General features: G+C 54.5%; 20 protein-coding genes. 2 read left to right on the forward strand and 18 right to left on the reverse strand.

Annotation, left to right across the window (positions count from 1 at the left end):
- Positions 1 to 324: 324 nt before the first annotated feature.
- The 5 genes from ACQZ6D_RS26855 to virD1 form a co-directional block, all read right to left on the reverse strand.
- A complete protein-coding gene (locus tag ACQZ6D_RS26855) occupies positions 325 to 2850 on the reverse strand; it encodes a virA/G regulated protein (protein ID WP_045024003.1) in 2526 nt (841 codons plus the stop codon).
- Positions 2851 to 2961: 111 nt separating this feature from the next.
- Positions 2962 to 4968 (reverse strand): type IV secretion system ATPase VirD4, encoded by a 2007-nt coding sequence (gene virD4, locus ACQZ6D_RS26860; RefSeq protein WP_045231707.1) that lies wholly within the window; start codon positions 4966 to 4968, stop codon positions 2962 to 2964.
- A 73-nt stretch (positions 4969 to 5041) separates the two neighbouring features.
- Positions 5042 to 6775, reverse strand: coding sequence for a protein virD3 (locus ACQZ6D_RS26865; protein WP_234903668.1), 1734 nt, complete (start codon positions 6773 to 6775; stop codon positions 5042 to 5044).
- 302 nt (positions 6776 to 7077) lie between these two features.
- Positions 7078 to 8421 (reverse strand): T-DNA border endonuclease VirD2, encoded by a 1344-nt coding sequence (locus tag ACQZ6D_RS26870; RefSeq protein ID WP_045231709.1) that lies wholly within the window; start codon positions 8419 to 8421, stop codon positions 7078 to 7080.
- 33 nt (positions 8422 to 8454) lie between these two features.
- Positions 8455 to 8898 carry a T-DNA border endonuclease subunit VirD1 gene (gene virD1 / locus ACQZ6D_RS26875; RefSeq protein ID WP_010891489.1) on the reverse strand — a complete coding sequence of 148 codons (444 nt, stop codon included), beginning with the start codon at positions 8896 to 8898 and terminating at the stop codon, positions 8455 to 8457.
- 270 nt (positions 8899 to 9168) lie between these two features.
- Between virD1 and ACQZ6D_RS26880 the strand changes: the two genes are divergently transcribed.
- Both ACQZ6D_RS26880 and ACQZ6D_RS26885 read left to right on the forward strand, forming a co-directional pair.
- Positions 9169 to 9864: a conjugal transfer ATPase VirC1 gene (locus tag ACQZ6D_RS26880; protein ID WP_010891490.1), complete on the forward strand. Its 696-nt coding sequence runs from the start codon at positions 9169 to 9171 to the stop codon at positions 9862 to 9864.
- 2 nt (positions 9865 to 9866) lie between these two features.
- Positions 9867 to 10475, forward strand: a complete 609-nt coding sequence (locus ACQZ6D_RS26885) for a conjugal transfer protein VirC2 (protein ID WP_045023999.1) — start codon at positions 9867 to 9869, stop codon at positions 10473 to 10475.
- Between the two features lie 141 nt (positions 10476 to 10616).
- Here the strand turns inward: ACQZ6D_RS26885 and virG are convergent, their stop codons facing one another.
- The 13 genes from virG to virA all read right to left on the reverse strand — a co-directional run bounded on the left by virG (position 10617) and on the right by virA (position 24092).
- Positions 10617 to 11378, reverse strand: coding sequence for a two-component system response regulator VirG (gene virG / locus ACQZ6D_RS26890; protein WP_010891492.1), 762 nt, complete (start codon positions 11376 to 11378; stop codon positions 10617 to 10619).
- Positions 11379 to 11596: 218 nt separating this feature from the next.
- Positions 11597 to 12631, reverse strand: coding sequence for a P-type DNA transfer ATPase VirB11 (virB11, locus tag ACQZ6D_RS26895; protein WP_010891493.1), 1035 nt, complete (start codon positions 12629 to 12631; stop codon positions 11597 to 11599).
- Positions 12632 to 12671: 40 nt separating this feature from the next.
- Positions 12672 to 13805, reverse strand: coding sequence for a type IV secretion system protein VirB10 (gene virB10 / locus ACQZ6D_RS26900; protein ID WP_045231710.1), 1134 nt, complete (start codon positions 13803 to 13805; stop codon positions 12672 to 12674).
- Positions 13802 to 14683 (reverse strand): P-type conjugative transfer protein VirB9, encoded by an 882-nt coding sequence (gene virB9 / locus ACQZ6D_RS26905; RefSeq protein ID WP_010891495.1) that lies wholly within the window; start codon positions 14681 to 14683, stop codon positions 13802 to 13804. Before virB9 ends, virB10 begins: the two co-directional genes overlap by 4 nt.
- Positions 14680 to 15393, reverse strand: a complete 714-nt coding sequence (locus tag ACQZ6D_RS26910; RefSeq protein ID WP_010891496.1) for a type IV secretion system protein VirB8 — start codon at positions 15391 to 15393, stop codon at positions 14680 to 14682. Before ACQZ6D_RS26910 ends, virB9 begins: the two co-directional genes overlap by 4 nt.
- The gene (locus ACQZ6D_RS26915; RefSeq protein ID WP_010891497.1) at positions 15380 to 15547 is read right to left on the reverse strand and encodes a type IV secretion system lipoprotein VirB7; all 168 of its coding nucleotides are present in this window, start codon (positions 15545 to 15547) and stop codon (positions 15380 to 15382) included. The genes ACQZ6D_RS26910 and ACQZ6D_RS26915 overlap by 14 nt, the downstream gene beginning before the upstream one ends.
- Before the next feature lie 34 nt (positions 15548 to 15581).
- Positions 15582 to 16469 carry a type IV secretion system protein gene (locus tag ACQZ6D_RS26920; RefSeq protein ID WP_010891498.1) on the reverse strand — a complete coding sequence of 296 codons (888 nt, stop codon included), beginning with the start codon at positions 16467 to 16469 and terminating at the stop codon, positions 15582 to 15584.
- A 100-nt stretch (positions 16470 to 16569) separates the two neighbouring features.
- Positions 16570 to 17232, reverse strand: a complete 663-nt coding sequence (virB5, locus tag ACQZ6D_RS26925) for a pilin minor subunit VirB5 (protein WP_010891499.1) — start codon at positions 17230 to 17232, stop codon at positions 16570 to 16572.
- Positions 17233 to 17248: 16 nt separating this feature from the next.
- Complete coding sequence (gene virB4, locus ACQZ6D_RS26930; protein WP_045231711.1) at positions 17249 to 19618, reverse strand: type IV secretion/conjugal transfer ATPase VirB4; 2370 nt, start codon at positions 19616 to 19618, stop codon at positions 17249 to 17251.
- Entirely contained in the window at positions 19618 to 19944 is a 327-nt protein-coding gene (locus tag ACQZ6D_RS26935) for a type IV secretion system protein VirB3 (protein WP_010891501.1), read from the reverse strand. The genes virB4 and ACQZ6D_RS26935 overlap by 1 nt, the downstream gene beginning before the upstream one ends.
- Positions 19944 to 20309 carry a pilin major subunit VirB2 gene (gene virB2 / locus ACQZ6D_RS26940; RefSeq protein WP_010891502.1) on the reverse strand — a complete coding sequence of 122 codons (366 nt, stop codon included), beginning with the start codon at positions 20307 to 20309 and terminating at the stop codon, positions 19944 to 19946. Before virB2 ends, ACQZ6D_RS26935 begins: the two co-directional genes overlap by 1 nt.
- Positions 20309 to 21046, reverse strand: coding sequence for a type IV secretion system lytic transglycosylase VirB1 (locus ACQZ6D_RS26945; protein WP_045231712.1), 738 nt, complete (start codon positions 21044 to 21046; stop codon positions 20309 to 20311). Before ACQZ6D_RS26945 ends, virB2 begins: the two co-directional genes overlap by 1 nt.
- Positions 21047 to 21590: 544 nt before the next feature.
- Positions 21591 to 24092, reverse strand: coding sequence for a two-component system sensor kinase VirA (gene virA / locus ACQZ6D_RS26950; protein WP_045231713.1), 2502 nt, complete (start codon positions 24090 to 24092; stop codon positions 21591 to 21593).
- Positions 24093 to 24425: the final 333 nt, after the last annotated feature.

Genomic DNA, 24425 nt, shown 5'->3' on the forward strand with positions numbered 1-24425 from the left:
TCGACCGGATCGAAACGCCGCTTCCCGTTGGGAAGAACCTTCACAGCCCGAAGACCCCCTGAACCATTCAAGATATCCAATGTCATTGTGTCCACAGTCTCCCTTGTGGACACAGACTCCTTCATTCGCTGTTCTGTGAATAGGTGCGGTGAATTGTGCGCTTACGATCGATCGCACGGGGCTTGGCAATAGAAGCTGTCGAGCGTTTCTCCGCCGATTATTTTCCAGGGACGAGACAAGCAGATGGTGGATCAAAAGTTGAATGGCACTGCTGTCAAGAAATCGATTGCGAAGGCCGTAACAATCATTGTCTAGGCGACTTTGTCAGCGATTGAACGCTTTGTCTCTGCCTCGATCGCGCGGATCATAAACCCGTCGTTCATCGGGCTCGTCGGTAGTATATTCAACCTCAGCGGTCGACGATTGAGCTTCCAAAGGTGACGCGCCAATTAAGCCGGCGGTCCGGTTCAACGCCGCAACGAGTGCCTGCTTTTTCTGCCGTACACCAAGTTGTTTGGCGTCCAGATCCTTCTTTACGTCGTACAGGGCCAAAAACCGCTGATACACTTGACACTCACGCTCGAGAGTTGGCCATTTTCCGGTCAATGCGGTCTCGCGGGCAAGCACAGCTTCCGTTTGCCCACGAGGCCCAAGGTGTAGCAATGGGGGCGCTTGTTCTTTGCTGGGTGGTGAAAGGACCGGATCACGGCTCACTGTATAGTTGTAGCTAATTGTCGCAACTTGAATTGGCATGGTAACCCCATCGGGCGTTTCACTTTGGAGACCATGGGTGGCGAGCTGGTGCGCGTAGCCCAGCTGGTTCAACTGGTACCCATTTGAAGCTGTTGCACCTTCCGCGGACGCAACAGGGTCCGACAGGGTTGCCCTTTGATCTGCGCGATAGCTCGCATCATCCGGCCATCCGCGCCCGACCAGTCCAGTCCGTCCTCTTCCTGTCCCTACGTGTTGCCGATGAAGCTCCTTGTATTCGAGGTATGCCGGCATTGGCCTTTCGAGACGACGGCCTTCTTTGGTCGCCCGCAAAGTATCGTGGACGACCTTAAATCCGAAAATGTGCTCCGATTCGTATTTCCCGGTCTCTGTAGCCAGCCGAGCTCGTTCGTTTTTCCGGCTTGCATAGGTACCAATATTATCGGTTCGCGGCCGAGTAGTTTGTTCCGACGGAGAGGGCTCAGCCGCTTGTCCGCAATCTTCGGACAACAGTCCTTGCGCACCGAACTTGCCGCCGTGAATAGTCGCGTTTACTGCCCGGCGGCCTTTGGTGCCTAATCGCTTAATTTTACTGACGCCATCCAAACGATTACATTTGGCGATGCTTTCCGTTGGATTTGCATCCGGTCCAGGCGACCCGAAATTTAATGCACGCCTCGTTTCCAATTGTGAGCATGCCGGTGATTGCAGGTGACTCGCCTCTTGTGCTGCCAGATATGCGAAGGCGGGCCGGCCTGAATCTGATTGATTACCCAAAGCGCGGTTGGACTTGTTGGCGCCACTCGATTGCGAAGTGGGGCTAAGCGCCTCGGCTTCCGCAAACGGATCATGTTCATCGGGAATCCAGGCCAACGGATCAAGATCCGCAAGGCGCGCGTTCACCACAAGATTTTGCCATCGCGGTTGGGCAGGCTGCCTCCACCTTCCATACGCTTGACGTTCCGCATCCCCTAGCGACATTCCCTCGTATAGAAAGACTGGCGAGGATGTCTTTGCAAGTAACGAATTCGAAACCGAAGAGCTTGCTATGGAAGCCTGGCGCGCATCTAGGATGAGGGCTTCCCATGACGGTCGTTCCGGTTTGCTCCAGTTCTCGTATGCAGCATGCTCGGGTTCCCCGAGCTTCATTCCATCATAGATAAATGACGCGGAAGAACTCTTCCGCTGGTCGGTCGAGTCCTTCAGGCTGGCCTGTCTTGCATCGGGCCCAAACTCTAAGTTTTCTTCAAGGGAATTGTGCTCGTCTGTAATCCAAGAAGAATGGTCGAGTTCTGCCATGCGTGCATTAACGACGAGGTCCTCCCACGTGGGCTGAGCGTCCTCTTGCCATTCTTTGTAGGCTTGCCGTTCCCCCTCACCCAGTGGAATTCCCTCATACTCAAAAGTCGAGGAAGACCCTTCTGAAGCAAAGAGCCAGGCGGAGCTGTCAATTGCATCAAGGCGCGCCTTAAGTACCAGGTCTTTCCACGTGGGCGGCTCCGCGTTGCCCCAGTTATCATATGCCTCGCGCTCGGGTTCTCCGAGCCTCATCCCGTCATGGTAAAACGATGTAGAAGAATTCTCGTCCTGGTCGATCGGTTTTTTCCGCTTGCGTTTCGACGCTTCAGACCGAAACTCCTCGCCTTCTTTGAGGGGATTGTGCTCGTCTGCGATGTCAGCACAAGGATCAGGTTCCGCCATTCGTGCGTTGACAACGAGGTCTTCCCATGTGGGCTGAGCGTCCTCTTGCCATTCTTTGTAGGCTTGCCGTTCCCCCTCACCCAGCGGAATCCCTTCATATCTGAAGATCAAAGGCGACTCCTCGCCCAAATCGGGGAGCCAAGCGGAACTGTCGATTGCATCAAGGCGCGCCCTGAGTACCAGATCTTTCCATGTAGGCCGGTTCGATGGACACCAGTTCTCGTATGCTTCACGCTCCGCGGCGCCAAGCTTCATGCCATCATAGTCAAATGATGCAGATGGATGCTCGCCGCGATCGGTTTGGCCCTCAAGCGAGTCGTCAGCCGGACGGTTCCTGGGCTCGATTAGATTAAGGACAGGGGTAGCTCCGGCGGGAACTTCGGCAAGCGATGCAGTCGAACCGCTAAGATCGACGTTTGGGTTTCCTGACGGTCTCATGGCGATATCTGCTTAATCGGCAACCTCGGGGTCTAGCTCCGCATTCGATACAACCGGAATATCTGACGACGCCCCGCATCGAATGATTCCAATGTGAAAGGCAGCTTGAAGTCATTTCACCGAGTGCGAGGACGCGGGTCCATATCGTTGCTGAAGCGCAATGATCTGCTCCAGCAGCTGCTGTTGTGCAATCATAGCTGGAGCCATTTCAGCTGAAACACCGAAATCTGGCACCACGCCACCGGCGTCTTCTTTCACCTCATCGCTTTCAATAAGGCCCTGGGGGACGTCAATTCCAGTTGGGAGGCTGTCCTGCTCGTCATCCATTTCACTGTTTTGCGGTGTAGCGGCTTCCATATTATTAGGTATCGAATCGATGTCACCTAAGCCCTGCGCCTCCGTGACGGCGGCATGTTGACTGAGGTCTTGCCCATCCCGATGGACACCTTCCGAAAGCATCAAAGATGCGGGCTCAGGGAGGGCGCCAATTTGGCATTCGAAAAGGCGCCTCAGCATACGATCGGAATAATATCGCACCTTTCGTAGTTTGAGAGGCGGATGCCCTTTAATAAGGACGATTTCATTGTTATCGTCAAGCAAGCGCACTTGTTCGGGGCGCAAAAGCGGTGCCCCCTGATCGGAAATCTGGATGTTATGATCGAACATTCGGGCTTGACTGTATGAGGTCGAACGCGCCTTGAACGTATAGTCGCCGATAGCTTTTGAGATATAGGTCGGTGTTTCGTCGTCGGCCGTGGCCATAAATACTTGCACGCCAGTGTTACTGAGAAAGTTTTGTTTGCCCGCGTCATCGTAGGTGCCCGTCAAGGCCGAGAGACTCTGAATAATAAACATGAAGCGGCCTTTGTAACCGGCGATGGTTGTAATCGCGGTCTCGATTGCCTCAAGCTTCCCCAGGTGTTTAAATTCGTCAAGGAGAAACAAAACTTCATGCCGCTCATCTTTACCTGGCAGTGATCGCTGCAGAATTGACACGACCTGCTGAAAAAGGAGGCGCATCAATGGCGCCACGACCTCGAGGTCGTTGGGACTGACGCAAAGATAGACGCAGGTCCTCTTCCGACGCAGATCATAGACGGAAAAATCTGATCGACTTGTCGCTGCTTTAACCAATGGATCAGCCCACAGGTTAAGTCCGCCGTCGCCGAGCACTGATGTATAAGAAGTCAAAATTTTCGTGTCGTTACCCGCCATATTGTCGAAAATACGCTGAGCCTCTTTATTTCGGCTTTCTTCCGCGAGGTGCGCAAAAAGTTTGTACTTCTCTCCAGGTTGAGCAAATAAGTCGTAGACCGCACCAATTGTTGGCGTACCGCGCTCAATACAGGTAAGGATGCCCGCAACGAAAAGGTCCCGCGCGCCGTCGATAAAGCCTTCCGCTCCCTTGCCTTTGGCCGTGATGAGGTTTGCGGCGAGGCGGCGCGTCTCGGTAAACTGCCGCTCGAGCGGTAAAGCTGCAATATCGAGGACGGGATTGTAACAATGAGTCCGTCGCTCTGGATCCAGAGGTGAGAACTTGAAAACGGCGTCGCCGCCCGCTTTGCGTGCTCTGGAAGTCAGCTCAAAAAGCTCGCCTTTGACGTCGAGGGCTATCACCGAACCCTTGAAGGTTAGGAGCGTCGGAATAACGACGCCAACGCCTTTGCCGGCGCGCGTTGGCGCGACAACAAGACTGTGAGGCTGTTCGCCATTGGTCAGATAACTGCCGAACCAACGAGGGCCACACGTCTTTCCAAAGATCGGCCCCTTGATACGATTATAGCGCTGCAGGTAACCGGCGTGCCGCATTTCGCCAAATCCCGCCCAACGAGCCGTGCCATGATGCTCGTGATTGCGAAACGATATGATAAGTTGGCTTAACAGCACAACAATAGACGTCGAGACGACAATGGCTAAACCGCAATAGAAGACGGGGGTCGCATGACCCATATAGAGCGGGGTCTCGTACCAAAAGGCGAAGACGCTAAACGTCATCATCGCTTCGCCATTGAAACCATGGCGAAATGTTACATAGAGACTTGCCGCGCAAAAACCGGCTGCCAGCGAACATACGATGCTGACAGCTAAACGCTGGGGCGTAGTCTTGCTCGAATTCATCACTTCACCGAGATTCTTCGATCGATCGCAAATTGGGCTTTTGATTTGGGTGTTGCTGCGAACAACACAGCCTTTACCGCCCGTAACCTTCACGTGAACGCGAATCCAATCCTCTATAAGGGTGTGTCCTGCGATCACGGTCATCCCGTTTCCAAATGTCGTCTATTGCCGAATGTTCTGCCGCATGACTAGCCAGTTGTCGGTCCGCGCTGGGTCTAGACATCACGTCGCGAACGGGCGTAAACGCGTGAGTTCTACCAAGATTGTCATGCCCCAAAGCAGGAGCAGGGTCACCAAGCCTGGCAGCGGTGTTTTCGACGTCATTTCGCGCCCTAGAACTGTCAACGGCCGGCTTCACGTAAGTGTTCTCTACCAATTTGTCACAAGTCTTTTGTGCCTCGTAGAACCACGATGTAATCGGCTGATTGGCATTGGGAACCAACGGGGTAACCGATCGAGGGCTAACCCGGGGTGCAGAAGAGTTGCCCAAATCAAACCGCGTATCGGCTTCGGTCGAGATTTTTTGCTTCCCCTTTTCAACAGCAGTTCTTGCGATCCGCTCCGACTCTTCGATATGGGCCAGATCGGCATCGGTTAGATCGGGGAAATCCTCAAGGCTTGCTTGCGATGTCTTCAGTGAACGTGAACGCTCGCCATTCAGTCTGGTAAGACTCACACTATCGATCGGCATCTTCTCCGCGCGTTCGACAACGCCTTCTTTCCGGAAGACGTTGTCTGCTCCCGCTCCGCGCAAATCTGGTACTATATTTCGCACTGATAAAGATCTGTTGGAGTGAGATTCGACTAGTGCGTCGATTTTTGCCAGTTCGGCCTCGGTGAAATCAGGGAAGTCATCGAGCTCCACTCCTGAGGACCTCAGCGCTTGCGGTGAATGCCCGCCACCGCGACCAAAAGGTACCTCCCAGTTAGTGGGCACCCCGTTCGCCCTGTCGGACACGCCTTCTTTCTGGAAAGCGCCGCCTGGTCCGCGCTCACGAAAGTCCGGTGCGGCGCACTCCCCGGCCGGGGGCCCCTTGGAGAGAGATTCGAACACCGCATCGACTTTTGCCAGTTCGGCGTCGGTCAGTTCAGGGGAATCGCGGTTTGTTTGTGATAACTTCTGTGCACGCGGTGAAAGGTCATGATGGGATCCAAGGATTGCGGCGCCAAGGGGACCCCTCCCCTGTTCGCTCGAGTGGTCACTGCTGACATCGTCGAGAGTTTCAGTGTGTGCGCTATGAGAACTTGCCTCAGCATTCGAATTAGGCGTTGTTACGGTAACTGAAAGACTCTGAGCTTCGCGCCCAAGATACCGGCTGTCCGCGGAATCGCCGAACTCCTCCAGCCCTCGGAGCGGTGACGAAATGGTGTTGCCTGAATTCCTGGTCGTCTCGCTGCCAGTATCCCTCTCGAACCATTCTGCGAGTGGGCCTGAATAGAGAGCGGAAACAGGAGTGCCATCGGGAAACGTCGAACTTTCCTGCGCAGATTTCTGTGCTCTATCTGCCGATGGCTGAACATTGTACACGCCCTGTTCCGGCGCGCCTTGCCAGTTCGACGAATGCGCGGCCCGGTTCACGGGAGAAGATGCCGAGATAGTATTGATCTCTATGCCTAAGCCGACTTGCCTCTTTATGGTTAATCCGCTTGCATTGCCGGGATACTCAATTTCGCGCGGTCGCTTTATGCCCCTTGCACTTAAATCTGGCAACGCACTGGCTTCCCTGTCTTGTTTATCAAGATTTTCCCGTTCAAGCTCACGCAGATACTGCATACCGGTGCGGAAAGAACCGCTTTTTTTCCGCAAAATTGCGGATAGGTCCGTGCGGGCTTCGGATATTCCTGGCGGGATTACGGGATCCCGCAGACGGGCCGCTCCCAGTCGTCCGCCACTCGCCGATGTTTCTTGGACGCCGTGCGGCATATCTTCAATTGGCGGTCGCGACAAAGCCGTTGGGACCGAAGTGTCCCGACCGTCTTCTCCAGCAACGATTGATTGTGCCTGGATGGGGATCCGCGCGGTCCCACGCCCTTCATCATTCGAAGCCACAGGAGCGGGCCACGCATAGTGTCTGGTGAACTCTTCATTTGCCATCACTCGGTCCTTCTCTATCTCCTATTTCCCCCACGCCCGTCCTTGCTGCGCTCATCTCTCTCGCGTTTGCGTTCACTCGGTTCTCCATCATCATCTTCACGCGGACGCTTTGAAGAGACACCTCTCCGTTGCTGGAGGTGGGCTGTAGCAGACAATGAATCGGTTGCGGTGCTGGCCCGCGTCGTGGCCGTCGGTGGAGATGGCCGAGACGTTCCAGCTTGCCGTACTAAGGGGCCACTACTGCCATCCTGTTCGCCGGCGTTCGCCTGGGGCCCAACCGCGATGCCTTCCAATGTCACACGTTTTGCTCCACTCGGCCCTCCGTCGTCATCATGAGGACGCTTTGCACGCCGCTGCCGGTCGTGTGTCGTGTGCGTGGCAGCTCCAGTTGCTGCGCGAGGAATATCGGGAGTGCGGTTTGCGCTCTCCACACGGCCCTCGGCAACACGCGAAGAGCCGCTCCCTATGTCGTCCGCGAGAATGGTTTCGGAAACGAATGGTTGAGCAAGGCGCTCCGTCTCCAATGCAACCCGCACAAGGACACCGGCTTCGTTGCTGACACCAGCTGGCTCCTGGAGATGAACTTGCGACTCATTCTGCCGATTGTTGGGCCGAGGCATGTCCTCCGGTCCGCCCGCGGATGCTTCAAATGGGGATGTATCGAAAGGTTGGCTGAATTCTGGATGATCTCCTTGCGGCGACGACTGTTCCAAATCCGCGTCTTCGAAACGGATTTGGCGAGCCTGCTCCCGCTCAAGGCGCCGATATTGGGCATAAGTGATCGGCCGCTCGGTGATGCCACGTTCTGCTCGTCGGCTCGCATCGAGGGCAATGCCATGACGAAGTGAAATCTCGGCCATCTTTATGCGCAGGGCGTCGTAATTCAGTTGGGGATGGCGCCGAGATATCTTCAGCCAGCCGTGTCCTAAAAGTTCGCGCCGATTGACGACGACATGCAGATGTGGGTGGTCGCGATCGATGTGGAAGGCCGTAAGATAGTTGTATCGGCCCCCCCCTGCGCCTGACCCAAACATCTCGGCTGCCCACTCCCGGCTCGCCGCATAAGCCGCTACCTGGCTTGTACCCGCGGGGAAGCTTACAATAATATGGGTGGTCAACTCCTGTTGCCTTTCCTCGTCTGGCTGACTTTCGTCATAAGTTCCAGTCTCTTGAACCCAGCTTCGGGCAAGTTCGTGGATTTGATCCGGTGGCAGGGGAATATCGAGATGTCGGGCTGAACGCTGCAGCTCCAGCCTGCCCTTCCGGGATAGATACTCCAACTGATTGATAATTTGTTGAAGGGTCTTGGTGCCACCTCCCGGCACAATGCGAATGATAACTTGAGCTCGATCGGGCATCGAATATGTTCCCCGCCAAGTGCTACGTCAGTGCTACAAGGCGTCTTTCAGCAGCGAGCAACCGTCGATCCGCCGCCGTGATACGGACAAAATGGAACGGAGCAAGCCGTCGAGGTCAGCGAAAGATTTACCGAAGGCGATACGTTCAGCTCGCAAAGCCTCCAAATCCATTGTCGGATTTTCGGCATAGGCAGATAGCAGCGCGGCAATGTTGCTTGAGAGTGTTCCTATGGATTGTAGTATGGCCTCCATCCTATGACGAGTCTCTGCGTCGATTTCAAGAAAGCCACCAATGCGGCGCACCGCAACCCGTATGGCCATGCTGTCGGAGAGGCCCAGCAAGCGTGCCTGATGAGAAAAACTCTCATATTCGGCCGATCTTAATCGGGTACTGACGACCTTGAAGCCTTCAACCTTCACGCATTCGCGCTGGTTGACGGCAATGTCACTTGAGGTGGGCCTACTGCCTTGCGACATAGCTTCCTCCATAGAAGACGGAAAGATCTGAACTTGCCCCGCCGTAGCATTTCCTCGTCGTGGCAGATGGGAATCTAGCCATATACAAAACGAAATCAAGAACACATAAGGGATATTTATTTTTATATTATTACAATTGAAATTATTTTACAATAAAATTGAAATATAAAATCAGGTAATTACTACATTACTCATGAATGATCGCAAAATCATACACACAAATAAAAGTACAGACGCACTTCCGCTTCACAAAATCGACAGGATAAGGACATGAAACTTCTGACATTTTGCTCCTTCAAGGGAGGAGCCGGCAAAACCACGGCACTCATGGGTCTTTGCGCCGCCTTTGCAAGTGACGGCAAACGATTGGCTCTCTTCGACGCTGATGAAAACCGACCACTAACGCGATGGAAAGAAAACGCCCTTCGCAGCAATACCTGGGGCTCCTTCTGCGAAGTCTACGCCGCCGAGGAAATGGCACTCCTTGAGGCGGCCTATGAGGACGCCGAACTCCAGGGATTTGATTATGCGCTGGCCGATACGCATGGTGGTTCGAGCGAACTCAACAACACGATCATTGCCAGCTCAAACCTGCTTCTGATCCCGACCATGTTAACTCCGCTCGATATCGATGAAGCATTGTCGACCTACCGCTATGTCATTGAACTGCTGCTGAGCGAGAACTTGGCAATTCCGACAGCCGTATTGCGCCAACGCGTGCCGGTTGGTCGATTGACCACATCGCAGCGCGCGATGTCGGACATGCTCGCAAGCCTTCCAGTTGTACAGTCTCCCATGCACGAGAGAGACGCATTTGCCGCGATGAAGGAACGTGGCATGTTGCATCTCACATTGCTGAATATGAGAACCGATCCGACAATGCGCCTCCTCGAACGGAATCTCAGAATCGCCATGGAGGAACTCGTCACTATCTCCAAATTGGTTAGCGAAGCCTTGGAGGGGTGAAGATGGGAATTCGCAAACCCGCTTTGTCTGTCGGGGAGGCCAGGCGGCTTGCCGCCGCTCGACCCGAAATCGTCCATCCTTCTTTGCCTGTTGCCACCCAAAACTCGACCCTGCCGCAGCCGCCTGAAAATCTCGACGAGGAAGATCGACGACCTGCCCCAGCCACCGCCAAGCGTTGTCACAGCTCTGATCAGCAATCGATGCTGACCGTGGATGCTTTGAGTTCGACGACAGCGCCAGGAAAGATCCAGGTCTTCCTTTCAGCGCGCCCGCCCGCGCCTGAAGTATCGAAGATATATGACAACCTGATCCTGCAATACAGTCCTTCCAAGTCGCTACAAATGATCTTGCGCCGTGCGCTTGGCGATTTTGAAAACATGCTGGCGGATGGATCGTTTCGTGCGGCTCCGAAGAGTTATCCGATCCCTCACACAGCTTTCGAAAAATCAATCATCGTTCAGACCTCCCGCATGTTCCCGGTCTCGCTAATAGAAGTCGCTCGCAATCACTTTGATCCATTGGGATTGGAGACCGCCCGGGCTTTTGGCCACAAGCTGGCTACCGCAGCGCTTGCATGTTTCTTTGCTCGGGAGAAGGCAACGAACAGCTGATCTCTCAAAAGATAGGACCCATCCAATCACTCCGCAGTGCTGAGTTTTTCGGATAGTACCGAGGAAAGGCAGCTTTGCCAAGCCGCATAGCAATCTGCTCACGTTGGGAACAGATTGCTAAAGGCGAAATGCACCTCTACCTCAGGCCGCCATCACACCCCCGTACGAAACATCCACGTCAGCGTCAAAGAAATAGCCAGCACCTCTTGCAGTCTTGATCAACTGAGGGGTCGTCGGATCCCCCTCAAGCTTCCGGCGCAGCCGCAAAATGAGGACATCAATACTTCTGTCATACACCTCCTCCTCGCGTACCCGACTGGCGATCAGAAGCTGCTCCCGGGATAGGACGTCGCGCGGCTTCTCCAGGAAAGCAACCAGGAGATTAAACTCACCTGCCGTGAGTTTCACCTCACTGCCCTCTTCCGAAATCAAGCGGCGTCGCCTGAGATTAAGTGTCCAGTCAGCGAAACTAAATGAGCGTCGATCTTTGGTTCGCGCGACACTGGGCCGCACGCGTAACGCAACACGGATGCGCGCCAGAAATTCCCGCGTCCCAAAAGGCTTGGCAATAAAATCGGTTGCTCCCAACTCGAGCGCAATAACTTTGTCCGCCTCTTCGAGGCGAGCGCCGCTAATAATTATGATTGGAACATCGGACTTCGTGGCCAGACTACGAACAATTTCAAGCCCATCTTCGCGACCCAAATTAAGATCGACGACCACGACATCGACCGTCTCGGAGCAGAGTACACGATTGAACTGCTTGCTGTCGGCTACCGCAGTCACCTTAAAGGCATGGATCGTAAGATACTCGACTATAAGATGCCGCATAGCGACATCGTCATCGATGACAAGAACGTGTTTCAACGGTTCACCTCTCAATCTAGGATCCTGGCCAGCCATTTGCAGCTCAACAGAATTTATACACGTAAAGGTTGTATTCGTTAGACTCCACTCGTCAATTTTCTCTCACTACACGGGCATTTCGGCAAGATTTCGACCAAACCGCGCACGACAGAAATGCAAACTAGATGTCTCCGTTTTATGACAAAGATTGCTGAGCATTGCTACAAACGTAATTCTACAACGCGCCATGCGGCATTTAGAAACATGGATCACAACTACTGCTGGTTAAGAAGATCGCCTATTGTCTCACCGCGCCGACGCGCATCGGCAGCGAGCCAGATTTCGCCCACCTCGTAAATGTCACCGTGGGCACGGAAGGGTACGATGACATCAACTGCGGTTGCGAGCATGTCAATCAGGGTGCGATCTTCCAAGCTAGCCCCCTGAGCGCTGCTTTTCACGAGCGAAAATAGCTTTTTGAAACCTTGGACGGGATTGGCACCATGTATTGTGGAAATCGATCCCGGATGCCCTGAGACGACTTCACTCAGATAAGCCCACGCGGCATCGTCGCGTATCTCGCCGAGCAGTATTCGGTCCGGTCGCATGCGCAGGCTAGCCTGTAGCAGGTGCTCAGCGGTCACTGCGCCCAGCCCAGCCCCATTCTTAGAATAAAGCAGCCTTACGTGGTTCTCGTGTGGAATGACGAGTTCGAGCGTATCTTCGATGGTAATCAGCCTTTCCTGCGGCGGGATAGCGTTGATCAAGGTCTTGCTCATCGTTGTCTTGCCACTCCCGGTGGGTCCGCAAAGCAGCATCGTCAACCGACCAACGACACATGCGTGCAGAAACGCCTCCAGATCCCCGTTGTCATAGTACCGAAGGATAGCTTCATCATGCTGATCATGCCGTTTTTTTCGTCCCTTCCACTGATTCCACCTCGGAGCATCGTAACGGGACGAGACTTCTTTGAGACTAGAAACACGGGAACTTGGCCGTCGAATCGTCAAGCTGACGGTGCCCGACGGTACCGTCGGCGGCAAACAGATTTGCAGCCGCTCGCCGTCTGGAAGTTCAGTTGCGCAAAGTGGGTTGCGTGGTCCAACGTCCTGTTTTCTCAGCGCGCCTGCTAAAATAGCGATATCTTCGAGATCGTCATAGGAGACAGGCAAAGGGAACTTGAGGAAGGCGCCGGCCTGGCGCACAAATGCCTCCCCAGGTCGATTTATCGCAACTTCTTCGGTCCGCGGGTCATCGAGCCATTCCAAAATTGGCTTGAGAAGGATTCGTAATTGCGGATCCACCTCCATTTGTATCGTATCTCCATCTGTAAGTGATAAGTTGAATTCGTTATGGACGGCGATCCCGCCCCCGCGCCGCGCGACCAGCCATACGAAGCTGGTATATGCCTGAGAAATCGAGATCCCGTGCGACAAAAATGGAGACCGTGTCGCCCTGATTCTTCTTCAGGGTTGGCGGTATGTTGATCGTGGCCTTGAGGGCTGTGTCTGCCGTTTGTTCACCGTTATTCTGGACGCTGTTGAAGCTCGTCCCTCCACCCGAGCTGCCAGCGTAGGTGCTCGCTGCCTGGAAGGCACCTTGGACGACACTCAAGAGCATGGCCCCGCTAAAGCGCTGCCAGAAGTGATTGTCGACGGTGCCCGGCAATCCCGAGCGACCGAGTTCGTCAGCGCTTGGTGACGCAAGCGAAATCATGGCATGGTCGGGTGTCTCCGCCCGATCCCAGAGCACAAAAACACGCGTATCTCCCTGTTGCAAACCGCGCTGGATCTCGCCAACAACGGTGGTGCCGCGATCAAGAAGCACAACGTTGTTCGTTGTTCCACGAACATCCCAGGGTAACACGCATTTTACATAGCCTGCCAGACTGGTGTCGATTGCCGTTTGCAAGATACATGGAATAATCGTCCCCTCCGTCACCATGAAGTCGGGATGAGGCAAGAGCGTAGCCCTGGTGGGCTGCAGCTCGGTGGGCTTCATGCGTATCGAGAGATCATTCTCGGCGGACACTTCGACCTTCGGCAAAGGACTGTCTTCCCCATTGCCTTCGCGTCTTCGGTCCGTTTCGCCTTGTTGAACGCGCTTGCTGGTCCCTTGATCACCACTGGTGTACGCAAAAATCGGTGTTTCTTCCGGCCGCGGCTCATGCCGTTCCGGCTCACTTCGTGCTGGCGGAGGAGCAGTCGGCTGAACAGCTTCCTGGGCAGCCGGAGGATCAAGTGTAACGTCAATCGGAGCCGGATGAAATGGCTTGGTGTTCGTGGCGATCATGGTTGACGGGGGTGCGTCCCCGTTTTCCTTCTTTTCACGCCCGCCAAGCCAAATGAGGCTAAGTGATAGCGCGAGAACTACACCTCCTACGATCAACTTTTGAGCCCCCGAAAGGCGCCGGTGATGTGTGTCGGAGACCAGGGACCCCGACGCATCGACATCATGCGCCGATTGCTGATTGTCGTCGTTCACCCTCTCACCTCCTTTAGGACGCGCTTCACATCGGGCCTCACAGTGCCCGTCTCCGGCCTGCGGCCGACGGGATCGTAGGCGGTATTCCAAATGCATAATACCGTGTGGCCATCCCTCAGACGCCAACCACGGGAAACCGAAGAAATCTCGACATAGCTCCCTTTGACTGAATAGTTAGCGACAGCTTCCTTTCCATCCGGATTTATCGTGTAGATGGAGGGTATGCGTACATTACCTGGGAAGTGAAATACCGTCGTAAATCCATCATCGAAGACTTCGAGCGGCAACAGCGAACGATCGCCCTGAGCGACATAGTGCCAATTCTTGTCCTCGGCACCAACGGTCGTGGCAGGCTGCTCCAATAAACCCTCTGCTCTCTGTTGATATTGCGCTTCCGCACGTATACGGTCTGCAACAGCCTTCTCTTGTGCCGCCTTCTGGCGAGCCGCTGCGTCATCGGCAGGGTAAGCGAATTGTACGCTATAGTAGAGATCGGCCTGCTCTTTATCGAGGTGCGGCAGCGTCTTGGAAGAGATGCTGAAAACGTAGCGTCGCATACCGGCGTCACTCGCAGTTAGCACGACCACTGGCTGGGGTGGGAGAACCTTGCTAGCCTTGAAGAAAAGATAATTTCCGCGTGGAAGGGCCGCGAGATCTTTGCTATTGGAAACGGCAACAGCTGTCACCGTTTCGTTAGCCCCGAAAGTAACAACCAAAGTGGCTCCAACCGCCGTTGAAAGGCGCACCACTTGATCGGGATTGTAAGCGAGATAACGCATGCGCGGATCAAGTCTGCCCGCCGTTGGCGTGTCTTCAGCCCTCGCGCCAATCGCCGCAAAAAGTAAACATGCCAGAGTGAGAAATGCTTTTTTCGTCATGGTTCGCTGTGGCCTGCGTTCGAAACGGTATCTTCCGATGTCTGGTAGGAGGTGACAACCAAGCCTCCCGGGTTGGTCAGTCTCAATCTGCCGGGCAAGCTGGTCACCTTTTCATAACGAACCGTAGCAGTCCAAGTGCTCGCCATCGGCATTTTGCCGTCAACGATGAGGGTTCGCTTATAGCGAATTTGCTGCACACCCGGAGTAACATCATTCGAAGCGATGTGTTCGACCTCTAGCCTGCCGTGTTTGCCGAGGATGACTTGAGGCGAAGTTGGATTGGGATAATTGAAGAATTGCTGATAATTTTGGCGCACCATTGGGGCGCTGAAGTTCGAGACCAGGTCATAGGCGTACTGGGCGGTATCGGCATCATAGCTCTCGCGCAGCCGAACATACTCCCACAGTGAGGCGTTAACGACGGCCTCCTCTTGAGTTGCAGGCAATCGGGAGACGGACACCTCGCTGTCAACGGTGCCATCCGGCCGTATCCATAGATATACCGGCACAAGCCTGATCAGCGGCACCATGGTGGCAATTGTGAAGGCTTGCGCAACATTCCCCAAAACCGCGATGGTTGCGACAGCTGCAATGACCTTGGAGAGGCGCCGCGCTGATTTCGCACGCGCAGTTTGGAAAGCTTCCACTTCCTTGTAGTGCTCAGCCAGGGTTTCCCGCGCTACTAGCAAGGCGTATTCAGACCCCTTCATGGCGACCACCTACGTTGCTGAGCTGAAGATCTGACGGCGTAGGCTGCCATCGCCCCACATTCAGCGGGAATATTGGGCCTTTGCAGCTCGCCAATTTATCGTTTGTCTGGCAGCCGCCTAAAGCGAGAGCCAGGCACAGCAGGCAATATTTCATAGAGTTCTCCACCGACGTGAATTTTTTGCGGGACCTAACGACGCTCGACCTGAGCGAAGCGACGGTACAAGCTGTTGGCAGATTGGGTCGCGCCGCTCCAATAACTGCCTCCGATGTTGCCGGCGATTGCCGGCAAAGCGACAATGAGTGCGTCACCAGTCAGAAAGAACATGTCGAGTTCGTAAAGACCAATGATCTTGGCCGCGGTCGTACCGGCAAGGGTGATTACACCAAGCATAAGCGTGAGTGCAGTCGCTTCGGTTAGGATGACTATTGTCGCCACGAGGTTTAGCAGGAGAAGTAGGAGACCATAGGTGATAAGTTGCCCGATCCACTTTGCCGCGATGTCGCGCGTGCGATCAAAGATATATCCCGTGAGGATCAAAGGGCCGATCGCCAGAAGCACTTTCGTGAGAATTCCGACGGCGTCGTAGATTCCGAAGGCAGACCAGAGCGTGCCATAAAAGACCCACTGAGCCCCCTGGAAAGCAAGGATGTCCTGGTCATTCATCGGGCCGATTTCAGATGCAATTCTCTGAAATGCAGCCTGGGTTAGGGCGAACATTGTATCGAGCTGAGCGGGAATGGTCTGCAGAGGCAGGCCGCTGCCACTAAACTGCTGAATAAAGTTTGGAATCGTCTCTTCAAAGACTGAAACCACATAGTCGTGGTAGTTGGCCTGCCCGACGACAAGGGCAACAACGACGGTGACCGTGATCACCCGAGTGATACCGCCGCGCGTGTCGATTTCGCCACGCATGACCAGAATACCCTGAACGATAATCCAAAGAGTGACGCAGGCGACCAATGGCGCGCTCACCGCCTCTTGGATCGTCCCAAGCATTGTGTCCAGGCTTGTCGTAAAGGCTAGATCGAAGATCGTATGAATGGCCGTAAACGGCGCCGGGATCGTGAAATTCATCGTTTGGACCTGACCTTGACTGGCTTGTCGCAGAATGTCGGATACAATGAACTCGCATCCTGAAATGTGCAGATGGGCGGCACGAATAAGTCGCCCAGTCTCAGGGGACGGCCCCAAAGATGACCGCAGTCTTTTGATGCTCCTTACGTTGAGCGGCCGCCTCTTCCGCCTCATGAAGGCCAGCCTGCGCGGTGGTCATCGTTAACAAGCTGGTCGCCTGTACATTTTGAATCATTGCGTCATGGATCTGCTTGAGAAGCAAACCGTTGGTAACGGTTGCCTGCATGATATTGCGAGAGCGAGAAAGCTGTGTCGAGGTCTCGGCATTCGCTGTTAAGCGTTTGTCCATCGTCTCCAGGTTGTCAGCCGCAATGCCCGCGCTATTTGCGGAACCGGTGATCTGCGATCGCAACAGATCCGCTTCAGCGTCGCCACCAACTACGGCGCGATCTGTATCGGTGGTGATCGCACGTGCCGTGGTCGACATTGGCATTCGCGGCGAAAACATTTCCGTGTCCAAGTCCCTGGTCGAGGGATACTGATTTTTTTGGTTGAGCGAAGTTAGTAGGCCGGTGACGCCATAAGCCGAGGTTAACATCGCCACCATCGTTATGGTCTGTTCGAGATTTGCCGCAGTCTCGAGCGCCGTCGCCAGCGTCTCAGCTTCCGTCGCCGGATCGCTGACAACGAACTGCGCCCGCGCGGGCCCGACCGAAAGAAGGCTGACGGCCATGGCCGCAGCAACAAGTTGCATGATCTTCATAGTTCCCCACCTTTGATCAATCTTTTGCCTCGTGGTAACGAGCCATAAATTCGCTGAGCCAGGCTGATGGGTTGTCCCCCTGTACTTTGCGAAGCTGATCCGCGAAGCGCACCGTGTTGGCGCGCCCCGAAAGTACGGCGACATATTCGCGCATTTCCCGCAGATCGAATTCGCAGACGACGCTTCCGCTTTCTCGTTTAAGCAGAAACTTCCGGCTACCTACTGCCATGTCTTCACGGATCGCCTGAAATTCCTTTTCAGTACATTTCAGTCCATCGATGTAAGCCGATCGATCTGCCGTGGGTGAAGGATAGAAAATCTTCGTCATACATTGCGCGACGAGACTGGCGCCTAGCTGCGATTCCAGGACATGCTCAGGTTGCTGCGTTGCCAGTATCAGCATCCCATTGTTTTTGCGGACAGTAAGCAGGAACTTGTCGACGACCGCCGCAAATTTAGGATTTAGCAAATAGGCGCGAAACTCATCGCAACTCATCACAAACCGACGGCCGTCAACCATGGCTCCAATGCGGTGCAGAAGATATGCTGCGGCGGCAGCGCATACTTCCTCATATTCGAGAAGATGCGTCATGTCGAAACCAGTAATCGAAGGATCCAACTTTACTTCGTCGAGCTCGCCGTCGAACGCCCAGCCTAGTGCATTGCCACGGCACCAGCGTTGGAGTCTCGCTCCCGCCCCTTCGGCGGGTCCATGCAACAAAAATTCGCGTAACCCCGCGATTGAGCGCATGTGGGGATCAAACGAGAGCTGCCGATGGATACCCCGCACCAGACGGCGATTTTCCTCGGGGGATATTCCTCCACGGCCATCGCTCTCAATGAGCGCCACGATCCATTCGCGCAGAAAATCATGTGAAGCCGCTGTATTTTCCAGGCCACGCAATGGCGCCAATCCGCTCGGCGCTCCTCTACGGAGCGCCAAATATGTTCCCCCGGTGGCGCGAACCAGCAGCTCACTGCCGCGGTCCTTGTCGAAGAGGACAACCGCACCCGCGCGGTCGACCATGCTCTGCTCGAGCATCGCGAGGATAAAGGTCATGAGCGTCGTTTTACCCCTCCCGATGGGACCGAATATCGCCGTCATGCCGACATCGTGCTCGTGCGGGATGTAGTCGAAAGGGGTTCCACCATTGGTACGAAAGCGCGCAATCGCGTTGCCCCAGTGACCTGAGCCGGATCCCTCGGGAAAATTCTCGAATGAGACTAAACCAGCGAAGTTGCGCGATGTGATCGCTCCCGGACGCGTGCGCCACTTATAGTTGCCTGGCAGCTGCGACCAATAAGCCGCCTCCATGCCGATGCCCTCTTGGACAACAACAGCTCCCGCATCCGCCAATCGCGTCCGGGCGCGGGCACCTCTATCTGCAAGACTATTGAGATCATTTGCATATATGCAAAGACTCAAATGATGCGCCCCCATAACGAATTCGTTGCTCGCTAGTGCGTCCTCCGCCTCGGATAATCTGCTGATTTGGGTGACGGCTTTGTCGCCAGAACTCAACATTTGGCTGGACTTGAGGCTGAGCTTCGAGTGGGCTTGCGAGCGAGTCAGAAACGAGAAGCTCTGCGTCAGAACAAGCGGAAAATCGAGAGACAGTAGCACGTTGAGCATACCCGGTCGCGTCGTTGCGGGGTATTCGCGAAACGAGTAAATAGATCCCACATAACTATCTTTTGGTGTTCGGATCTCGAGTCCCCGCTTGCCGCAAATAACTCGGTCGGTATAGATCGAGGCGCCGAGCGAACCGCTAACGACGGGAACCGGCGTGAATCGACCAGTCATTATCAGCCGCAGAGCTTCTCCAACCTCCGTAAAAAGCACATCTTGCTTCTCACGAATACCAAGACGACGCAGGCCGTACGCTTCGAGAGCGCCAGCGACAAGATGCCAGAGATCTTCCAGGTTCCTGGTTTGAGCTGTGAGATCGTTTTCTTTTTGTCTGTAGCGTTTGGTGAACCTTCTCCTCACTTTGCCAAGCGCGGCCCGGGGAGACACGATCAGCGTAAGGAAGTGGTCATTGCGAAGGAGTTTGCCGGAGAGAACGCGCTCCTCAAAAGCTTCGCTCAGACTGGCGGAAAAAGCGCTGCGGAAATGTCGCGCGGGTGACGGCGGCACATCGTCATGACGTACGAGGTGAGCATATATTGACACATGATCATCAGCGATATTGCGCAAGAGCGTATTAAATGCACGGCAACGTGCATTGCGCATTTCGGCATCTTCGAGTTCGAAGGCCATGCCACTTACGTGCGCCATCGTCATGATCGATCCATCTTCTAGAAGGACAATCTGGTCGCTGAGGTGCCCGACGTAGGGTAGATAGACCTCGCCAGACCTTTCGGTTGTGCCACTTGCTCCGAGCATTACGCCATTCCTCTCCCTCGCGCGGGAACCTTGATTGGATTTGGGCTAACGCTTGCGCCGCCCCAAATCAGACCATCAACGCTCCTTCCCGCCGTCTGCAAAAAAAGAAGAACGACGCTGGCCGCGTTATAGTCTCGTTCCACCACAAGCCGCGCTCCGAACCACAAGGGCACGAGAACGACTTCGTACAGCGGGTTCTGAACGATGACGATGACAAAGCCGGCAAACATCACGAGTAGCCCCGCCAACGTCAGCGGCACGCCAAGAAACAATGCGGGCCGTGTCGCCGCCAAGTAAAGGGTTGCTTCTTCCAGACGATCATTCATTAGCCACCTCCAGTCAGCGTTTTGCCCAGGAAGCTGGCTCCAAACATGATGACAATGCCGCCGACGACGCCGGCAACGAGACCGAGTGAAGCGCGACCGAACATCCAGGAGATTCCGATGGCCACGATGCCAAGAACAGCGAGTGACTGGCCGAACGGACCAAGGATAAACGTGCATATGTTGTTAACCATTGTGGCTGGGTCAGTGCCGCCACCTGCAGATTGGGCCGCGGCCGGCCCAGAGGAGAAAATGCTCCACCCCATTGCACCGACCACGCTCGGCGCATAGCCGGATACCATGCGCATCACCGCGTTCGAGAGCGAGAGGCGATTCAGATGTACACGGTATCTTTCAAAGCATCGCATTATTGCGGACCTCCTTGATTTAAGTCGAACAAGAGTTGATCGTCGTCTTCGGATTTGCGGTTGTCCTCGTCTGGCGGCGGAGGCGGACCGGATGATCCGCCAGATCCGCCCTCCGGGGAACGACGCTTATATGCCCCCCAAACATCCCATGTTTCCTCGGATCCCGGCTTCTCACGATCATCTTTTGGACGCGCGGTTAACGGGGGGACGAGCTGTTGAGCGGCCGTTTCAACTTTTCGCACGTAGCCGTTCGCGAAGCCGTGCGTAAAATCACCGGTGTTATAGGCGGAGATTGCCCGACGAAGCGACAATTGCTCGTCGTCAGCCGTGTTGCCGCCAGCGTAGCGGCTCCCAAGCAAGTTTGCGGCGACAGATAATGACGTGCAAGGTTGAAGGGCTCCGTCAGGTGTCAGACCGAGCACGGAAAAATTCCGGGAATTGATCTGCATGAGCCCAACATCCAGCGAATGCCGTGCTTCGAGACGGTCCATCACGACTTGCGTTGCTTGAGCCTGGTTCTGCCAGTGAAGCGTTTCGCCGGTGGTATTGTCATGCACAGCAAGCGGATCAAAGCGACTTTCGACCTGAGCGATCGCTGCAAGCGTAGATGGAGCAACGGATGGAGCGCATTCGCGTGCAAAATTATTGAACTCAGCAAATGAAAGTGGGGCAGCACCGCTCGACGGGCACGTGGAGGCCAGTAAGATAATCGACAGCGGCCCTGTTGCCTTCAACATTCCCCATCTCCCCAAGCTCATAACCAACACAGCCACTTCGGTCGGAAGAAATGCTGTCATCTGATGTTCACGATTATCGGGAGGGTCGGTTACTCTAGGATTTTTGTTTTCTTCTTTTCGATTTCATTTGAAGCGAAAACGGCTTTCCATGCACTTAAGGGTGCGGCGACGAAAGATGGCTCTCTAAGACAACGGCGAGGATCTAGAATGCCGTCGAAGTGAAATTCCAGGGCGGAATGAACGGGGGATGGTTTCAATAAACTGTGGCACTTCGCAGGCTCCGATCAGGGTGTCGATCGCGCCATTTGCGTGGCGAGGGTATCCGCCTATGCCGACTATCCTATGTCCGAGCTCAGCGAACATATGTCTTGTTCTTCGAAGACGGTATCGAAGACCTCCAGCAGATAATCGCCAACCTTCGGGTCTCAGAAGACGCACCGCCACAACCGACTGCCCAAAGCGATTGCGAGAAACCATAGCTATAGGCGCGCCGAACAGACGTGCTGATTACCCTGGTCGAGTCTCCTGAAAAACATCCTCAACTCTAGGCTTTGATCTTGGTACGAATCGCGTAGGCCATCGTCCTGGAGGATATAGGTTTGGGCAGAAAAAGCGCGGACGTCATGTCATCGCTGGAAAGTGACATTTTAAGATCACTTCCTCCAATGATGATGGACGCCGTCTTGAAGGCTGCGTGCAAAGCAGTAGCACTCTGATTCTCGGGAAGAGACGATTGGTCAACTAGAACCAGATCGGCTTGCTTGCCTTTTGATATCCAATTGCAAAGGTCTGCACATGTCTTAAAGCCCACCGGCTCATAGCCCAGAGCGGCGATCTTGTCTTCGTACACCTCCCGCAAGACAGGATCTGGCTCAATCAATGCCACAATTTCTCCGTTGCCTCGCGGTGTTTTACAGGGCCCAAAAAACGCGTCCGGGCTGACGGGCTTCTTCGAGGAAGGAGGTAGATAAATGTCGAAGCGCGTCCCTCGCCCTACGGCTGAAGTAACGTCAATATATCCTGCAAGCGCGCTGACATGACCGTGCACGGCAGCAAGACCTAGACCCGTGCCGCCGCTGCAAGAGCGTGTTGTAAAGAAAGGCTCAAAAATGTGGGGGAGCACAGTTTCGGCAATGCCTTCACCGTCGTCGCTGACAGAAAGAAGAACATAGTCGCCAGCTGGCATAACACCATGCGCCAGTACTTTCTGTCGAGATACAAAAATTCGGCTAACGATGATGTCGATTTGACCATCGGCGGTAAACGCCTGGGAAGCGTTCTTGCAAAGATTCATCAGCATCTGCTGAACCTCTAGCGGGCTTCCTTCGACTACGCTCTTCTTGTCGTCAAACTTGAACTTCAGCTCGATGTTGCGCTGCAATGCAACACGCAATAAGGGAGCAATTTCCATTACGAGTTCGGAGACACTGAACGGCTTTGTCACGCGTTCTAGTTTTCGACTTAGAGTCAAGATCTGATCGATAATGAGCCTGGCTCTGTCACCCGACGAAATAATTTGGTCAATGTGTCTTCGGGTGACAGATGACCGACGCAGCATGTTTTGCGCCATTTCAGCGTACCCGAGGATTGCTCCCAAAATGTTGTTGAACTCATGCGCTATTCCACCAGCAAGTGTACCAACTGCCTGAAGACGTTCCGCATGCTCTAATCGCCTCTCCAGAATATCGCATTCGGTCTGCTTACGCCGAACATCGATATAGTGGCAGAGGCAGGCGGTGGCGAGTTCAAGAAGCTGAACTTCGCCTGGACAAGATTTCAGACGATAGCCCTGGTAACCGAGGGAACAAATCGCTATCAGTTGATCCGTAGATTTGTGTGCCAGCAGCATAGAAACGCCCGGAGTCTCCGGAGGAAGGCAGCTGACCTTTCGCGTCGACATGATGCGGAATACTGACGCACGCTCATCCGCTCTGGCAAGAGAAACCATCTCGCGTAGCGCGAGGTCCTCCCAGACGGGCTCAGGCAGCTTCGCAGCGAAACTTTCGACAGCCCACCTGTCACCATGGTCCACCAATGCTAGTGCACACGATTCCGCATTAAAGAAGCGTTGAATAATTCCAAGCGCAGCTTGCGCGGACGAATTGAGGGACGACGCTGTGGCCCCTCGCCCCTCGAAACAAACCCCAATCTCTTTGATTACCTCTTCGTAATCCAAACGCCGCGTTAACCAAGCCGTTTTCCGACGCAGCCTATAGACCAGTGAGATGATGTAGATGCAAAGGCCCACCGAAACGGAACCCAAGAAGATCCGTGCCCGCTGCTCCCTCACGCTTTGCAAGCTATAGGCCTCCAAACACTTGCGCTCCAATCTTTCGGCAATTTCAGCGGTGTCGGAGGTCTGAATCATGTTTACGGCATCGTTCACACGGGGCAAAAGCGACAAGATGACGCGACCCTCGCGTGCAAGTATACGGATAGGAACTTCAGCCCCACCGCTAGCTTTTTGGAGCATGTCGAGTTCGTGACTGATCTCCAACGAGAGTGTTGGGCTTGGCTGACGCACAAACTGCAGCATCAGGCTGCCCAATTCGTTCGAATTTTCGACCGTCTGATCCGTCGACGACATTTTGGGAAGAATACTAAGCGCGCGAGTGAAGCTGGCAAGCGAATCTTGCAGGAGCACGTTTTGCGCTCCGAAGGCTGCAACGGCCGCGTCGGTCGTATCCACGGACACCTTTAGCTTGTCGAGCAGTTGAGAGAAATCATTGCCGATCACAAGATGAGATTGTTTAAATAGTCGCTTCAAATTTTCCAGGTTCTTCCGCAAAGCTCCCAACCTGGAGATAATGGGCCGGTAGTTCGCCACCACACCCGCTTCCGCGCGGAGTACATCCCGCTGCAGCGAAGCACTGTCGATGTTAATAGCTCGCAATTGGGTCAGGATCGCCCGATTGGTTTCATTGTCCTGCCAAGACGTAATCGCCATCAAGGCAAAAATCATTGCAGCAACTACCAAGGCCAGGATAGACCAAGGCTTGGCGCCTGTCTTGAAATCTTGCCGAGACGGTGAATACCTTCCATTCATCCGCACTTACGTCCTCGTACCAGCGCTCAGTCCCACCCCGGTGGCCCTTAGGCCGCACAGTAGGGTTTGTAAATGGGTTTGAAGCAACAAACGTCGACTCAGTGTGTTTCAAATGAAACACAGCCTCGGCATTCCAATGGATGTTTCCGGTTGCCGAGGTGTTCTTTGACTCCGCGCGGTGGCTGGTAGGATCGATATGGTCGGGATGTCGCCGTTTGCACCGAGAAAAATGAAATCGTCGACATTAACAATATGGCTGATCATGCGTCGACAGGGCAAGTTGCTATGCTATGCGCAGCGAGAACTGCCGTGGCGGCTGCCGCGGACACTAGC

This window comes from Agrobacterium sp. 22-3639C2, from assembly GCF_053522105.1.

Excerpts from the sequence above, each read along its gene's own strand:
- ACQZ6D_RS26915 (WP_010891497.1), bottom strand. The coding sequence starts at position 15,547 with ATGAAATATTGCCTGCTGTGCCTGGCTCTCGCTTTAGGCGGCTGCCAG.
- ACQZ6D_RS26880 (WP_010891490.1), top strand. The coding sequence starts at position 9,169 with ATGAAACTTCTGACATTTTGCTCCTTCAAGGGAGGAGCCGGCAAAACC.
- ACQZ6D_RS26885 (WP_045023999.1), top strand. The coding sequence starts at position 9,867 with ATGGGAATTCGCAAACCCGCTTTGTCTGTCGGGGAGGCCAGGCGGCTT.
- virB2 (WP_010891502.1), bottom strand. The coding sequence starts at position 20,309 with ATGCGATGCTTTGAAAGATACCGTGTACATCTGAATCGCCTCTCGCTC.
- virB5 (WP_010891499.1), bottom strand. The coding sequence starts at position 17,232 with ATGAAGATCATGCAACTTGTTGCTGCGGCCATGGCCGTCAGCCTTCTT.
- ACQZ6D_RS26910 (WP_010891496.1), bottom strand. The coding sequence starts at position 15,393 with ATGAAGGGGTCTGAATACGCCTTGCTAGTAGCGCGGGAAACCCTGGCT.
- virD4 (WP_045231707.1), bottom strand. The coding sequence starts at position 4,968 with ATGAATTCGAGCAAGACTACGCCCCAGCGTTTAGCTGTCAGCATCGTA.
- virB9 (WP_010891495.1), bottom strand. The coding sequence starts at position 14,683 with ATGACGAAAAAAGCATTTCTCACTCTGGCATGTTTACTTTTTGCGGCG.
- ACQZ6D_RS26945 (WP_045231712.1), bottom strand. The coding sequence starts at position 21,046 with ATGTTGAAGGCAACAGGGCCGCTGTCGATTATCTTACTGGCCTCCACG.
- ACQZ6D_RS26855 (WP_045024003.1), bottom strand. The coding sequence starts at position 2,850 with ATGAGACCGTCAGGAAACCCAAACGTCGATCTTAGCGGTTCGACTGCA.
- virG (WP_010891492.1), bottom strand. The coding sequence starts at position 11,378 with ATGGCTGGCCAGGATCCTAGATTGAGAGGTGAACCGTTGAAACACGTT.
- ACQZ6D_RS26935 (WP_010891501.1), bottom strand. The coding sequence starts at position 19,944 with ATGAATGATCGTCTGGAAGAAGCAACCCTTTACTTGGCGGCGACACGG.
- virD1 (WP_010891489.1), bottom strand. The coding sequence starts at position 8,898 with ATGTCGCAAGGCAGTAGGCCCACCTCAAGTGACATTGCCGTCAACCAG.
- virB11 (WP_010891493.1), bottom strand. The coding sequence starts at position 12,631 with ATGGAGGTGGATCCGCAATTACGAATCCTTCTCAAGCCAATTTTGGAA.
- ACQZ6D_RS26920 (WP_010891498.1), bottom strand. The coding sequence starts at position 16,469 with ATGAATTTCACGATCCCGGCGCCGTTTACGGCCATTCATACGATCTTC.
- virA (WP_045231713.1), bottom strand. The coding sequence starts at position 24,092 with ATGAATGGAAGGTATTCACCGTCTCGGCAAGATTTCAAGACAGGCGCC.
- ACQZ6D_RS26870 (WP_045231709.1), bottom strand. The coding sequence starts at position 8,421 with ATGCCCGATCGAGCTCAAGTTATCATTCGCATTGTGCCGGGAGGTGGC.
- virB4 (WP_045231711.1), bottom strand. The coding sequence starts at position 19,618 with ATGCTCGGAGCAAGTGGCACAACCGAAAGGTCTGGCGAGGTCTATCTA.